The sequence below is a fragment of the Nonomuraea sp. NPDC050022 genome (assembly GCF_044460705.1).
Taxonomy (GTDB): Bacteria; Actinomycetota; Actinomycetes; order Streptosporangiales; family Streptosporangiaceae; genus Nonomuraea.
Window position 1 is genome coordinate 124,915 of the sequence record NZ_JBITKE010000016.1, and the last position, 13,147, is coordinate 138,061.

Consider the following 13,147-nt stretch of genomic DNA (forward strand, 5'->3'; position numbering starts at 1 on the left):
TGAGGCTAGGGCCCAGGAATCACCATGGATAAGTTTGTTTGCCGCCCGAAATGAAAAGTAGGAGCCATCCGCGTAGATTCGAAAGTTGCTCAAGGGGTCAAGACGGCTGGTGTCAGACCCGAGGGCATGTACAGTCGAGATTCCAGTCCTGCTATCACGAGTGACAAATTCGGCGGTAAGAATTTCGTCCTGATATCGAAATGAGTCAGGGACCATCTTAACGGCGGGTCGTCTGGTAATAAGATACCAGTGGGCAGACGCCAGAGCTTCCGCGAGACTGTCCGAGTCGAACCTCCGCTGATAGATGTGCGCAACCCGTAGGCGGTAGTGCAGGGTTCCTGCCATGTCACTCTCCAGCCATAGGAGAACGTACGCCCGAGATCAGCGATCGGAGGACGTCAGTCAGTGTACGACGCGGGTGCGACATTCCGCGCTCCATCAGAGGCTCCCGCCGGCGGCGAGGAGGAAAAAAATCAGTTTGCTCTCGCACGTCCGTCGATTAGAGAGATCTTGTTGCCGTGCCACTTCCGGTGCTCGGCTTTGCGGACCTGCGCTCCGGATTGGCTTGCCACCGGATTTCGGGAGTACCGGTCCCGCCAGCATGTCAGCCGCCGGTCGGACGACGCTGGACCAGGGCAGACGTGGTCGCTCTCTACCAGGCTTCCACAGGACAGGAGATGAAGGCGCGTTTAGATGTCTCTCGACTGCATCGATGCAGACGGATCAGATGGCCGCACGGTGGCTGAGGCCGTGACGATCGCGGACTTCGGTACCCGCCGTACGGGCTGGGGCGATCGCCGGCAAGGCCCTCCTTCGTCGGACCTTGCCACCGGGTGACCATGGCTGAGGTGACAGTAGCGCTGACAGCAACGTCCCCACATGCCGACGCATCCGCGCCACCGTCCACGCGCGCCTGACCACGGTCTCGATCAGCCGTGCAGGGCGATTGCTCCGCCTGAAAAGCGGAAGATCGGGTGGTCGCGCCGCTCCGTGCTAACCCTGGTGTCCGCACTCAGGGCTTCGATCACGCTCAACCGACGCGCTCCCCGGCTTCGTGTGGTCTCACAGTTCGATGAAGGTTGCCGGTGATTGGCTTCGGAACTTGACCGCCCTGCTTGACACTCTTGTGATGGCAGTCTGGAATCTTCTCGTGCTGGTGGTATTGCTGGCCGTCCGAAACCGTAAAAACGAACCGACAGAAAAGCCTATCGGTCCATACGAGTCGACCTGGGAACCCTGGGTCGAGGTGAGCACGTCGTACCCATATGACCATACGGTCCGAGTAGAGTTCGAAACCACGGCCGAGGATGCCGAGTTGGTTCCTGCGATGTGCAGGTCCCGCGGATGGCGAGTACGTCAATCCACGAATGGTTCACAGTTCCAGGCCGATGTGCCAATCGCCGGATCGCGTATCGGATCGCTCAACGCAGGAAGGAGCCATCTGCTGCGCTCTTGCATCCAGGATGGAATCTTCGTCCGCATCAGGTGGACTCACCTTCGCCGACCGTCGGGAACCTTCGACGCCCGGTATCGCGTTTTTGACTCCTTGACGAGGCGTCCGGTCGACGGCGAAATCCACGCGCAGTCCGTGGCAGATGCGGAGGCCCTCGCGAGCAGTCGTACCACTGAATTCAATGGTCGCCGGCTGATGGTGCGCAAGGCGTGGGGCGAGAGCTCCGAGGACGATCTTCGGCGCATGAAGGCAAAATATCGCTCGGCGAAGCCACCGCGTGTGGCGACGATCGCCACTGGCGCTGCGCTCTCCGTGCTCGCGCCTTTCGCTGGTGGTGTCATCTTGGGGCAAACCTGGCCGAGCCAATCGTGGACTGCTGTCGCGCTCGTCGTCGTGGCCGCGTCAGCCATCCCTTGCCGATGGCTGATGCGCTCCTGGCTGTTGGGCTGCACGTTCCCACTGGGGATGGCGTTCTTGGGATGGGTCCTCGCCGCGGATCCACCGCCAGACGCCATCCGTCTGGCAGGTTTAGCATTGATCACGCCTGCCACCGTTTCCGGAGTTCGTCACTTCTTCCATTACACATCGCTAAAGGTTGCTCTTTCATGGCTGCTGCCCATGCTGGCGACCATCGCGATACCGCTGCCCATGGTCTATGGGCAGCTGACGTACGAGACCTATCTCAGCATCTTCGGCCTGGGCGCGGATGACGTTGAGCTGCCGTGGTGGCAGGCATTGCGGCCGTCATGGTCCTTGACCGGTCTCACGCTGCTGCTGGCCCTGGGGTCACTTGCGATACTCGGATGGGGCTATCACGTGAACCTGATCGTTCCTCTCTGGATGGTCACGATCGTCACGCTGTTCGCATTGACGGTCGCGGTTCTAGTTCCCTGCGTCCTCGGTATACAGGAAGGGGCCCGGGGTGGTGCCATCGCCTTGGGGGACCTGCGGGCCGCAGGGACGACGAAACCGTTTCACGGGATCGAGCCAAAGGCAGTCTGCCTTGTGCCCGTCACTGAGAAGATCGCCTTCAAAGGCGCAGCACCCGTACCGGGCCGTCCTCTGGTGCTGCTCGGAGATGCGAACGGCCGGGCTGCTCTCTGGGACAGGTCTGGCGGCGCCCTGACCGTAAAAGAGGACGACGTTCAACTCACTTCGTCCCGCCGCTGGGACCGGTGCTGATCAGTACGCCACCCGCCATCGACAGACGCTCAGATCGTCGACGATTCCGGGATTCTTGGGTGCCCTTGACCGATGGGCAAGGCTCAGGGCGCGTTCGTGTCCGCAGTTCAGCAGGCCGGTTGGCCGCCAGTCGGCAATACCAGGATGGCCAGTGGTCGACTGATCTTGCTAACGCTGTCGCTAACAACGTCCTTGGACACAGGTGCATGGCCCTGGAGCCAGAACAAGCCGTGAGAGCCGTTGACCAGGAGCTTGTGACGGCGGTGGATGGTGGCGGACGATCGCGAACTGGCTACGGATCAGATGCGAGCCCTCCCTGATTCTGGCCTACGGTGAGGCCGACCCGCGGGCTGCCCGGGCTGGGACTATCCGGAAGAAAGCGCGAGGAAGGCGCGGAGCAGAAGGAAGAGGGTCAGAACCAGACTGCGCCGCCGCCATGACAGGCGTGGCGCGCTCACCAGGGCGGCCAGTGGGTAGGCGAACGCTCCGGCGACCACGCCGACCGGTACGTCGGCGAGCTCCCAGATTGGCACCAGGAAGAAGGGCGCCAGCACGGCGACGGACCACGCCGGGCGCACCCGTAGGAGGTGCAGCAGCGGCCAGGCGAGCACGACCGCCGCCCAGTTCCCCACCGTCGACGCGTCGGCCAGCTGGCCGAGGCAGCCGAAGTGGCCGCAGCGCGAGTCGTCGGACAGGGCGGCCACGAGCAGCAGCCAGCCGAACTGGACGAAGGGCAGGGTGATGCCAGCGAGCCCGGCGGCGACCACCCGCTCGGCAAGCCGCCCTTCGGCGGCGGGTGGGACACTCGCGTTGCACATCTCCACACCGCAAGCATCTGATCCGACCGTCTCGCGATGCACGCGCATTGATCACGATTCATGTGGGGGCGCAGTGCCACGCCGCTGACCATGCTGCGGCTCAGTTGTCGGTGTCCTGCCGTGTGCTCAGCGTTGGTGAGGGCCTCGATGCTCTGCCCTTGTTTCGTCGCTGTTCCGTGAGAGTGCCGGAACCAGCAACAGGTGATGCGAGATATCCGCAGGCGTAGCCGCTGCTCAGCCGCATGATCGAGCTGTTTTCGCAGGTGATCGCATCGCGGGGCGGAGATCACCCAATCTGCGAGGGGTTGCTTTTGGCGTTTCGCCGGTCAGCGGCCTGGATGCTTGGTACATGAGCGTACCTATCAGTGACGGCGACCTGCATGAGATCGAGAACCGTGCCCATAGCGCGACACCTGGACCCTGGTATGTGCGGTTTCTTGACGATGACGCTGCCGCGAACCTGGTCGCTGTCAGCACCGTGCCCGACGATGGCGAGGGCAGCCGTTGGCCAGAGTGGGAGGACAGGGAGATGGTGGCTGCCACTTTGGTGCAGTTTCCGATGCCCTATGTTGCCGGTCCTGATGATCGGTGGGATGAGAACGCGGCGTTCATCGCGCACGCGCGGTCCGATGTCCCGCTCCTGGTAGCCGAGGTGCGTCGTCTACGAGCCCTGCTGGAGAACCAGCATCACGATGACGGCAGATCTTGCTAACGCCGTTGCTGACAACGGTTGTGGACGATCACGGACGTTGAGGGACTGGCGACGGCGTCCAGGCGCTCGCGAGCAGGCAAGGAGGAGTCCCTCGGACGCCTGCGGACGGTCTCGAAGTGGCTTGTAAACACAGGGTCAGGGGTTCGATTCCCCTCGTCGGCTCTCCCAGAGGCCTGGGTCATCTCGCTGGCGACCTGGGCTTTCTGCTGTTGTGCGACATGCTGTGGTGTTCGGGTGTGTGCGAGCATGATCGACACTCGGCGGCTGGTTGTGCCCAATGCGTGCCCGAACCTCAGGCGAAGACAAGTAGGCGTCTTGGCGACACGCTGCGGATGGGACAAGCGCGGCAAGCCGGATCGATAGGATAAGTCCCACCCAACGTGTCGTCCTGTCGGAGGGCGGAAGCATAGGTGGAGGACCTGTGGGCCGACGGTCGGCGGTGCGTGGAACGCTAGTCGCTGTCGCGGTCTTGTGGGTCGGGACCTTGGCCGGTCTTCTCCAGAACGTTGTGGCTGGACAGACGACATGGTGGGGCCCGCTGGATTTCCTGCGTCAGCACGCCGGGTGGGCGCTGCTGGGAGCGACTGTCCTTCTTGCTCTCTTGGTGATCATGGACCGCTTTTGGGGCACGGAGATAGAGCGGCCACCCACTGAGGAGGAGCACACCAACAACGCGTCGCACTCCATGGATCTGAGCAGTGCAACGTTCAACGGGCCCGTGAATCTAGTACAAGGTGACAGGCCGGTCACTGTTGCTTCAACGACGACACCGACGGCGGAAGTAGCAACTCACGAGTCTTCCTCGCAGCAAGGAGTCCGGCGTCCGGTCGTCCTGTATAGTCTGTCCCCCTTCCTGGATAATGGTAGGTGGGAGGAGATAGTCTTCGATGTTGTCGAAGCGATCCCGTCAACCATATGCGCACAACTGGACGAAGAGCATCGTGACGTTTCAGAGTCGGTCGCTATCGTTTCGATCTTCTCTGCAGCACAACATGCTGTAGTGAAGAAGACAACGTTGGCGAAGCTTCGGCAAGCTAGGGATTGCTATCCTTTAGCGCGCTTAATTTTGATTGCAGCAGGCCTATCAAACGATGTCATTGCAGAGAGCGTAGGGCACAACATGATCAAGCTCGCTGGCTACGCCCAAGACCAAGCGAGATTTCTGATCTGTCCTACCGAGGAGGATTTTCGATCAGGATTGTCCAGGCATGTCGGTATAGTTGTAAGAGCTGCGACGATGCAGGCCCTACTCGATGACAAGTACGGATATCCTTCTGTTGCGCAGGAGGAGTAATGGCTGTTGCTAACAATGGGCTGCAAATTGAATGGCTAATTGCTTGCTTGTCGCCAGGAGATGTTGCGCCTCACCCGAACTTTAGAACTGATCGTGCTGAAGGACCTGCGCTTCTTGCTCTCATTGTGCAGTATCAATGGCAGGAATATTCCGCGTTCGTAGATCTTTCGCGTGAAGACGAGTCGAATCCTGGCTCAAATAGCCATTTCTTGTTGGATGCGGCAAGAAGGTCTCTAGATACCCAGAGCTCTCGCGACGGTCTACATGATTTGGTCGTGATCGCTAGAGACCTAAGATACACCTGGGGAGCGCGTGCAGCTGCGGCCCTCCTCGCGGCTGCGGTTAGCTCAGATTATGACGAGCCCGAATCTCAGCTATCTCTCCTCGATGACTTGGCTACAGCAATCGCTGGCAGCCCGGCCGGGGGGGCGGCATCCCGCGATTTGGCAGCCGCGATCCTCCTGCAGCAATGCGCCTTTCGATGCTTTGAGACAAATCGAGAGGCAGAATGTCGCAGATATGCATACAGAGTGATCGCTCTGTTGGAGCAGGTAGCATCCGCATGGGATGAGTTCGAAGTCTCCCCAGGAATTAGCTGGTCGGCTGCAGAGTCTCAAGTTCGATTGGTCGAACTTATCCGTGGTCGAGCGCGCTCCTTGTTGTCGACGACAGCGGATAGCGCGGATAAATCCTGGGTGGATATAGTCCGTTCTCCATTCCCTGCAGCCGCTGTGCACCCAGTCAGAGATATGCTTTCAGCTCTCACGGGTGTGATGGAGGAGACTTTCAAGCGAAGCTTTTCTCCTAGACGAGTGCGCTTTGGATACAAGAGTGACTCCGATATTCGACTTCTCTATGCGTCTCTACTCAATGCAGAATTGAGTGGCGACCTATCCGGTGTCACGCGTGTTCGCCAAACATTCGGCAATGTACTAGCACTGGCGCTCTCTAATGGCACTACGCATTCAGGCTCGAACGCGGAAGCAATTCGTCTACTCCGGCAGGGCGACGCTCAAGACCACCTGAGGAGCTTTCTGCGTGAGCTGAGAGCTCAGGGGCAGCTAGACATAATAAGACAGAGCGCCGAAGATTTGATTGCTGCTCGTAGTCTGCAGGATTTTGTTACGGCGTCAGATCTAGTTCTACTAGAGCATTCTGCTGATCTTGTGCCCCTAGACTTCACCTCCCGTGCCCTCGCCATGCCATTCATATACGTTCAGACTAGCCGTGACGGTCGTGTTGCAGGTTCGGTCGTATCGCGATCAGGGAAAATCGAGACAACGCTAAAGTTGCTATCAACTCTCACCTCTGGGCTTGAAGAGGTAGATATGAGCTACGTGGCAGCGTCGACTCTCAACCTTGTGCGTGATTCTATACAACTCATCAATCAGCCATTGTTTACCACCATTGCTCGGCTGGTTCAGAAGATCGATTGGATGACCGTCCCGGCGAGTACTAAAAGCGACTGGTTGGTCTTCCTTGAGTCGGCCGGATTCTCATCTGCCCAGGTTCTTGCGATAGATAGGTTGCGAGCTTTTGCGGCGCTAGAAGTCTCTCCTCCGAAGAGTGTTCGTAAGATGCTCCGTGGAGATGAGTTTGTAGCCGCTTTGATTGAGGAGCTACTGGGAGACCCGCCGGCACAGGGTGATCTGGAGAAGGCAGTCGAAATTGTTAGTGCTCAAGTCGATGAAATCCAGCACGACGCTGAGCACGGCAAGGTGATGGGTTATATATGGTCACCTTTTGAGCTGGCCGCTTTTCTGATTGCTAAATATTCACGCGACGATATGTGGGCTACACTCCTGCCTGGGCTAGAGCACCCACTTGTGATGGCCGCAAGCAAGGTAGATGCACTAAGGGTGCTTACGAATCATGCCGTGCGAACGACTCTTCCTGAAGATGTGCGAGAGCATCTTACGCGAGCGCGATTGCCAACCCCACCTGATATGCGACAAACTCGCCTCTACCCTGTAACGGCAGAACAGTTCGAGGCTGCTTGCCGTAATTTCTATCTCGCTTATGGGCTAATTGGGCCTGACCACGCTCAAGCCGATGTTTTGCGGGACGCGGGATCTCGGGAAATTGGTGCGCGCCAAGAGGCTGCTCTCAGTTGCTTGCAAATTGCCGCTCGGAATCCAGACGTCGAGTGGTCGGCTATTTTGCTTTTGCAACTATCGCACGACTATGAATCTGGCGTCCGAAATAGAGCCTCGTATGCTCTAGCTTATCTTAGCTTGCTGCCTGACGTGGCGCTGATAGACAAAATTAAGACACGGGTCCGCACTCTACTTGCAGAACCGGGGATCGCTATTGTCTCGGGAGTGCTGCGTGGCCTGATGGATGCTTGTGAAGTCTACAAGCCTCTACCAGAACACTTCTGGTGCCGTGACATTGTCGGCGAGCTTGCCGAGAACCATACTTCACGTTTTGTGCAGAGAACTGCTAAGGACATCCTCGAACGCGCTGCCGGCATGAGGGATAGTAGGTAGACAGATTTCTTGTGGCAACATGGCCTCTACTGGGGGCCTGACTTCGCCTGTGCTGATGCGAAGCTTCGAGATATGATCCTGGCCCACAATGCACTTAGAGGTCATAACAGAATGAGATTGCCCGCATCCTCATGGTGATGATTGTCGTTGGGTGAGGTGTGAGGAAGGGTGAGCAGCTGCCGTGGATCGTCTCGGACAGCTTGTGGGAGCGGATCGAGCCGTTGTTGCCGAAGGTGCGGCGGCGTGCCCATCATCCGGGGCGAAAGCGGCTGGATGATCGTAAGGCGTTGTGCGGGATCTTGTTCGTGCTCTACACCGCGATCCCGTGGGAGTTCCTCCCGCAGGAGCTGGGCTTCGGCTCTGGCATGACGTGCTGGCGGCGGCTGCGGGATTGGCATCAGGCCGGAGTTTGGGACAAGCTGCACCGGCTGCTGCTGGCGGAGTTGCACGCCGCCGGTCAACTGGACTGGTCCAAGGCGGTGATCGACAGCTCGCACGTGCGGGCGCTCAAGGGCGGCCCAAAACCGGGCCGAGCCCGGTCGACCGCGGCAAGCCGGGCTCGAAACACCATGTCATTGCCGAGGGCAACGGCATCCCGCTCGCGTTGTCGCTGACCGGCGGCAACCGCAACGACGTCACCCAGCTGCTGCCGTTGATCAAGGCGATCCCGCCGGTACGGGGCCGGCCCGGCCGGCCGCGCAAGCGTCCTGCCTGCTTATACGCCGACCGCGGCTACGACCATGACGTCTACCGGCGCCGGGTCTGGCGCGTCGGCATTCGTCCGCACATCGCCCGGCGCGGCACCCCGCACGGCTCCGGCCTGGGCGTTCACCGCTGGGTCATCGAACGCACGATGTGCGCCGCGAGGCGCTCTGTTGTATCCCCGGCTGAGCCGGGAGGGACTTGGAGGGAGGTTTCTGGGTCGAATGGCTGACCTGGATCCGAAAGGTGAAGGGGACAATAGCATGCCAGGAAATCCGGCGGCCGGGCCCAGTGGTCAGGGACGGGGTGTCGGAGGGACCCGCGTGATATGGCGAAAGCTTGATTGCCTGAATCCTAATCTCCAGTCGATGCAAGTTCCCATCCGCCGGAAAGACCTCTGAAACCGGTGCCGCGCTCTGCGTCGGAGTCGATTGTGGCCGATGCAACCTCCAGAGCGCGGGGCGACGCCCAGCGAGGGTGTTCAAGGAGATGAGTGGGGCGCCTACGTCACGCTGCAACGTACAACAGAGACGAACGCGGGATCGCCTGTCGGGCGCGAGCCCCATGGCGACGGAGGCCTCGTAGTAGTCGCCGGAGTCACGACCGGCCAAGGAGGGCGGGAAAGCCGCCTACATGGGCGAAGGAGGCCAGGTGGCGGGACACCACCAGATCGGGAGGTATGCGCAATGCAGAGCGCCGCAACGGTGCTGGGTGTCCTGCGTGAACGCGGCAGGCGCGGCCTGCCATGTGAAGAGCTGTATCGGCAACTGTTCAACCCGCAGTTATATCTATTGGCTTACGGACGTATTTATGCCAACCATGGCGCGATGACGCCCGGAGTCACGCAGGAAACCGTGGACGGCATGTCGGTGCGGAAAATCGAACGCATCATTGATGCGATGCGCCACGAGCGCTACCGATTCCGCCCGGCCCGGCGAGTGCATATCCCGAAAAAGAGCGGGAGAACGCGTCCACTGGGGCTGCCGACCTGGTCGGACAAACTCGTCGGCGAAGTCGTGCGCCTGTTGCTTGAGGCGTATTACGAGCCGACGTTCTCCGACCGGTCTCACGGGTTCCGGCCCCGGCGAGGCTGTCATACCGCGTTGCGGGAGATTGCCAACACCTGGACCGGGACGGCCTGGTTCATCGAGGGAGACATCGCCGACTGCTTCGGGTCGCTGGACCACGACCTGATGATCAAAATTTTGTCGGAGAAGATCCACGACAACCGGTTCCTGCGGCTGGTGCGCAACATGCTCACAGCCGGATACCTGGAGGACTGGAAGTGGGGAGCCACTCTGTCGGGTGCTCCTCAAGGTGGGGTCGCCTCGCCGATCCTGTCCTCGATCTATCTGCACAAGCTGGACGAGTTCGTCGAGACGGTTCTCATCCCGGAGTACACCCGAGGGGGACGCAGGGCTCGCAACCCCGCTTACCTCGATCTGCAGAACCAGCTGGCCAAAGCCCGCCGGCGCGGTGACCGGGCCGAGGCTCGGTCACTACGGCGACGGATGGTCAGCCTGCCCAGCGCCGACCCCAATGATCCGGGGTATCGACGGCTGCGGTACTGCAGATACGCAGATGACCATCTGCTCGGGTTCACCGGACCCAAGGCCGAAGCCGAGGAGATCAAACAGCGACTGGCGACGTTCCTGCGTGACGAACTCAAGCTGGAACTGTCGGCGGACAAGACGCTGATCACCCACGCCCGCACCGGCGCGGCCCGGTTCCTCGGCTATGAAATCACCATCCAGCACAACGACAGCAAGACCACCCGCCGCCGCAGGACGGCCAACGGGCAGGTCGCGCTGCGCGTCCCGCTGGATGTGATCAAGGCCAAGACCGCCCCCTACCTGCGGCGCGGCAAACCCGCCAAGCAGACGGCCCTGACCAACGGCAGCGATTACACCATCGTCGCGACCTACGGGGCCATCTACCGGGGCATCGTTCAGTACTACCTGCTGGCCGGAGATGTCTTCCGGCTTCACCGGCTGCGCTGGGTCATGGAGACCTCGATGCTCAAGACCCTGGCGGGCAAGCACCGCTCATCGGTGTCGAAGATGGCGGCCAAGCATAAGGCCAAGATCTCCACACCCCACGGGCAGCGCACCTGCTTCGAGGCATGCCTCGAACGCTCTGGCAGGCAGCCACTGGTCGCACGGTTCGGTGGGATACCACTCCACCGGCAAAAGACGGCGACGGTCACCGACCGCCAGCCGGTCCGGGTCGACTACCCGCACAAGGAGCTGCTCACCCGGCTCCTGGCGGACATCTGCGAGATCTGCCAGCACACGGGCGAGGTCCAGGTTCACCACGTCCGCGCTCTGAAAGACCTCGGCGCACCCGGGCCGCTGCAGCCTCAGTGGGCCAAAGCCATGGCCAACCGGCGACGAAAGACTCTCGTGGTCTGCGCCGCCTGCCACGGCCAAATCCACGGGCAACCTGCTGCACCGCTCACGCAGTAGTCACTGGAGAGCCGGATGATCGGGAAACCATCAAGTCCGGTTCGGCGGGAGGCCGAGCGGAAAAGGATCAGCCCAAGCTGACACCTCGTCGCTCGGCCGACCCATCCGCCTGGCTGCACTGGTTCCGCCGCCTGCGCATCCGCTGGGAGATCCGCGACGACATCCACGAAGCATTCATGACCCTCGCAGCCGCGATCATCTGCTGGCGACGCCTCGTCCGATAGGTCCTTTGTTAGGACCTCTTAGCGTAGGTGCCCAAGAGCACACGTCCGCCGCCTAGGTAGCAAGGAGCGGCCTCGGCGAACCATGCGTTGCGCGCACAGGTAAATTGTGCGGTCGTGACGATCGCTGACTTCGGTGCTCGTCGTAGGTGGTTGGGGCGATCGCTCATTTAGAGATCCTGGGTAGGCAGCCCTCGTAAGGGTTGTCACCTCTCGGCCCGGCGGGTGCATGGCCTGCGATCGGATCGCCGCTTGACGACTCGCGTGCAGTGGCGCCGGCCCCGCTGGGACGAGGGCGTCGAGATCACGATTGGGCCGCCGATCGATGGCGTCCTGGCTCTCACACCTGGTCTGCCGGACGTCCTTCCGCGTAGCGCTCCAACTCTAGGTGACTCCGCTTGCGGGTCAACGTCCGGTCTGCGGACAGCTATCGTGGGGGCGTATGACGATGGTGCTGACTGTGCCGTTGCCCCAGACGGTCGTGTTCATCATCATCCGCCCGTCCAGGGACACCATCGTGAACTCCGGCACGAAGCGTTCCGTGAACAGCCCCGCCATAGAGCTTCTCAGCAGATCTACCTCACTCGCGACGAAATCCCACTCATCTAGGAGGCGTACCTGAACCCACGCCATGTCGTCGTCCCCGGTGCCGGTTTCCCAGTATCTCGCGTAGCAGACCAAGAGCAGGAGCTCGCGGTCATCGTTGAAGAGCCCGAACTCATTCGCCATCCGGAACCAGCCCGCATTCACCTTGTCAGGCATGTCCGTGTCGTCGACATCGGCTACCTCGTCCGGGTGGGAATCGAACCGGCCGTGCTCGGGGCTCGCACTCGCGGCTGAGTGTCCCGGTGGCAGCGTAGGCAACCGGACGTCCTCATGGTTCATCCGCTTAAAGAAGTGGAGGCCGGCGGGTGCGAGCAGAGCGGCCACATCGGCATCGGTGAGCGTCACAGCCGTACGATAGCCCTCGGAGTTGGATCTTGCCGAGCGGTGCATCACGGTGCGGGTGACTGTCCGTCGTGCGATGAAAGAGCCATGCGAGCGGCGTCCACGAGGGTCGCATCTACGCTGGCAGCTCAACCGTCCTGCGTACCGCCCAGGCATGAGTTGTGCTGTACAGCAGCCAGTACAGCAACGTCGACTCACCCCGCCTTATGGCGACCAGCTGAACCTGCTGCTCACAGGAACTTCGAACTGATCGACATGGCCCCTGCCCTGCCCTTGTAAACAGAAGGTCAGGGGTTCGATTCCCCTCGTCGGCTCTACAAGAGGAAGCCCCTGAACAGGCGTTACGCCGTCAGGGGCTTTCTGTTTGTCAGGACAATGTCGAGATCTTGCTAACACCCTTGCTAACACGGTGGCTCCCGGGTGGCTCCCAATCAGCCGTTGACGGCTTTGGCGAAGACGTCGGCGGCCGTGGCGGCCTGCTCATGGATGACGTGGGCGTACACGCGGAGGGTGATGGCCGGGTCGGCGTGGCCGAGGCGGGCTGCGACGACGTGGACGGGTACGCCTGCCAGGAGCAGCGTGGTGGCGTGGATGTGTCGAAGATCGTGAAGGTGGGCGTGGGGGAGTTGACCTCTCGGGACGGCAGCGTTCGCCGAGGAAGGTGTCGGTGCGGCTGGCGTTGAGGGGCGCCTTGCCGAGGATCCGTGCCAGGTAGGGGTTGCCGTGACCGGTGGCGGAGCGCCCTTTCTTCTTGCCCGCGGACTCCTTCATGTCGGGCGCGAACCGTGCCCAGGAGGCCAGAAGTACGGCCATGAGCTGCTTTCCAATCTGCTGGAGCCAGGAACATACGTCGTGGACCCCGG

8 protein-coding genes, 1 tRNA gene and 2 pseudogenes are annotated in these 13,147 nt (G+C 61.1%); 8 read left to right on the forward strand and 3 right to left on the reverse strand.

Annotated elements, in window-relative coordinates:
* Positions 1 to 1,129 precede the first annotated feature (1,129 nt).
* On the forward strand, positions 1,130 to 2,635 hold the full coding sequence (locus ACIBO2_RS49505) for a hypothetical protein (RefSeq protein ID WP_397304587.1): 1,506 nt from the start codon (positions 1,130 to 1,132) through the stop codon (positions 2,633 to 2,635).
* Positions 2,636 to 3,000: 365 nt separating this feature from the next.
* Here the strand turns inward: ACIBO2_RS49505 and ACIBO2_RS49510 are convergent, their stop codons facing one another.
* On the reverse strand, positions 3,001 to 3,453 hold the full coding sequence (locus ACIBO2_RS49510; protein WP_397304588.1) for a hypothetical protein: 453 nt from the start codon (positions 3,451 to 3,453) through the stop codon (positions 3,001 to 3,003).
* Positions 3,454 to 3,802: 349 nt separating this feature from the next.
* Here ACIBO2_RS49510 and ACIBO2_RS49515 point away from each other — a divergent pair, with 349 nt between their 5' ends.
* The 7 genes and pseudogenes from ACIBO2_RS49515 to ACIBO2_RS49545 form a co-directional block, all read left to right on the forward strand.
* Positions 3,803 to 4,165 (forward strand): hypothetical protein, encoded by a 363-nt coding sequence (locus ACIBO2_RS49515; RefSeq protein ID WP_397304589.1) that lies wholly within the window; start codon positions 3,803 to 3,805, stop codon positions 4,163 to 4,165.
* 47 nt (positions 4,166 to 4,212) lie between these two features.
* Positions 4,213 to 4,327, forward strand: a tRNA-OTHER gene (locus ACIBO2_RS49520).
* A gap of 259 nt (positions 4,328 to 4,586) precedes the next feature.
* Positions 4,587 to 5,459, forward strand: a complete 873-nt coding sequence (locus tag ACIBO2_RS49525) for a hypothetical protein (RefSeq protein ID WP_397304590.1) — start codon at positions 4,587 to 4,589, stop codon at positions 5,457 to 5,459.
* Positions 5,460 to 6,232: 773 nt separating this feature from the next.
* A complete protein-coding gene (locus ACIBO2_RS49530) occupies positions 6,233 to 7,948 on the forward strand; it encodes a hypothetical protein (protein WP_397304591.1) in 1,716 nt (571 codons plus the stop codon).
* 176 nt (positions 7,949 to 8,124) lie between these two features.
* A pseudogene (locus ACIBO2_RS49535) lies at positions 8,125 to 8,801 on the forward strand (IS5 family transposase); the annotation flags it as partial.
* A gap of 535 nt (positions 8,802 to 9,336) precedes the next feature.
* Positions 9,337 to 11,115, forward strand: coding sequence for a reverse transcriptase domain-containing protein (locus tag ACIBO2_RS49540; RefSeq protein ID WP_397304592.1), 1,779 nt, complete (start codon positions 9,337 to 9,339; stop codon positions 11,113 to 11,115).
* A gap of 107 nt (positions 11,116 to 11,222) precedes the next feature.
* Positions 11,223 to 11,339: pseudogene (locus ACIBO2_RS49545) on the forward strand (IS5/IS1182 family transposase); the annotation flags it as partial.
* Between the two features lie 402 nt (positions 11,340 to 11,741).
* Here ACIBO2_RS49545 and ACIBO2_RS49550 read toward each other — a convergent pair.
* The gene (locus ACIBO2_RS49550) at positions 11,742 to 12,287 is read right to left on the reverse strand and encodes a hypothetical protein (protein ID WP_397304593.1); all 546 of its coding nucleotides are present in this window, start codon (positions 12,285 to 12,287) and stop codon (positions 11,742 to 11,744) included.
* A 428-nt stretch (positions 12,288 to 12,715) separates the two neighbouring features.
* A complete protein-coding gene (locus ACIBO2_RS49555; RefSeq protein ID WP_397304662.1) occupies positions 12,716 to 12,877 on the reverse strand; it encodes a hypothetical protein in 162 nt (53 codons plus the stop codon).
* Positions 12,878 to 13,147: the final 270 nt, after the last annotated feature.

What these genes read in the sequence shown, in the direction of transcription:
- ACIBO2_RS49530 (WP_397304591.1), top strand. Translation starts at nt 6,233, where the DNA reads ATGGAGGAGACTTTCAAGCGAAGCTTTTCTCCTAGACGAGTGCGCTTT.
- ACIBO2_RS49510 (WP_397304588.1), bottom strand. Translation starts at nt 3,453, where the DNA reads ATGTGCAACGCGAGTGTCCCACCCGCCGCCGAAGGGCGGCTTGCCGAG.
- ACIBO2_RS49515 (WP_397304589.1), top strand. Translation starts at nt 3,803, where the DNA reads ATGAGCGTACCTATCAGTGACGGCGACCTGCATGAGATCGAGAACCGT.
- ACIBO2_RS49540 (WP_397304592.1), top strand. Translation starts at nt 9,337, where the DNA reads ATGCAGAGCGCCGCAACGGTGCTGGGTGTCCTGCGTGAACGCGGCAGG.
- ACIBO2_RS49505 (WP_397304587.1), top strand. Translation starts at nt 1,130, where the DNA reads ATGGCAGTCTGGAATCTTCTCGTGCTGGTGGTATTGCTGGCCGTCCGA.